Annotated in this window: 1 protein-coding gene; it reads right to left on the minus strand. The window is 37.1% G+C overall.

What is annotated here, in order from left to right:
• Nucleotides 1-1,208 (minus strand): ISL3 family transposase (locus tag FFM57_RS09770; protein ID WP_137600329.1); only part of this gene is annotated, 1,208 nt, incomplete at its 3' end.
• Nucleotides 1,209-1,290 lie beyond the last annotated feature (82 nt).

The raw sequence follows: 1,290 nt of genomic DNA on the forward strand, positions 1-1,290 counted from the left end.
CCATTGGAGTAGGCATAGTTTAAAGCATGATAAATAGCTTTTTTATGTTTGAGTAAGTACAGAATGGCTTTTTTAAACGTTTGGTTTAGGCTTTGAGGCAAGTGTTCTACTTGTTGAAAAAATGCTTTGGCATCTTTGTTTTCAAAGTGTTCTAATAAATCTTGATAAACGTCATAGCTCAGTTTTAGCTCTGGACTGATACTAAGCAAATAATCTAGTACTTCGGATTCTGTGACTTGTTTCTTTTGGAATAGGGGGAAAGCCTTACAGGCTTGATAGTTAATCTTGCGATTTTTCTTTAATAGCGTTCGCCAGTATTTCTTCAATTTACGGTAATCTTTTTGTGCAGTAGAATCGCTCTTGGAGAGGCTATTCATGACTTGAATTCTTTGTTTATTGAAGGCGCGGGTTAACTGTTGAATGACATGGAAACGATCAATAGAAATCTTAGCTTCTGGGAAGAGCTCTCTAGTAATCACGTTGTAAGAAGCGTTCATATCCATCACAATGTGTTTGACTTGTCTCCGCGCTTTGAGAGTGAAGCGCATGAAATAAGCTTTTAATTTGAAATTCCGACGATCATCTAAAATATCAAAAATCTTTCCATTATCGGCATTACTTATAATGAAACACATGGCCCCTTCACAATCCTTCGTTCCTTTAAACTCATCAATTAAGATATGACGAGGTAAATGTTCCAAATGAGGTGTGGTATCAGAATAGAAGGACTCCAAAATACGTTCTACGCTTTTTACCGATACAAAGTATCGGCTGGCAATGTCCTTCATAGAAATTTTATGCTTTAACTCTACAGCAATGGCGAATTTTAGGGGCCTAGATAGCACACAATTGGGTTCTACATAGGAGCTTTGGGGAGAAAAAGTTTCCCCACAATGTTTACAAAAGAAACGTTGTGTATACAAAAGCAGATAGGTAGGGACTTCTTGATAAGGAATAAGTTGAATCGTACTTTGATAGTGGCCATAATGAATGATTTGACCTGTTTCATAGACACACCCGCAACAGGGACAACAACGTGGGGTATCCCTTAAAGTTCCTGTAAAGTGGTTCGCTAAGCGACCTTTGATTCGTTTCTTTTGGAAAGGTTCTTCAGAAAAAGAAATGCGAGTATCTTCAATGTTTAACATATTTCTTACAAGGACACTTGTCTTTTCATTAGTAAGTCTGGTATTCTTTGTGTTGGGCATCTGGCTTTCCTCCTATGATTGGGTTTGGCGATTTAATTATAGGACAACCAGATGTCTTTTTGTGTAAAAAAATATTGGTGTT

This window comes from Enterococcus nangangensis (assembly GCF_005405245.1).
Lineage (GTDB): Bacteria > Bacillota > Bacilli > Lactobacillales > Enterococcaceae > Enterococcus_J > Enterococcus_J nangangensis.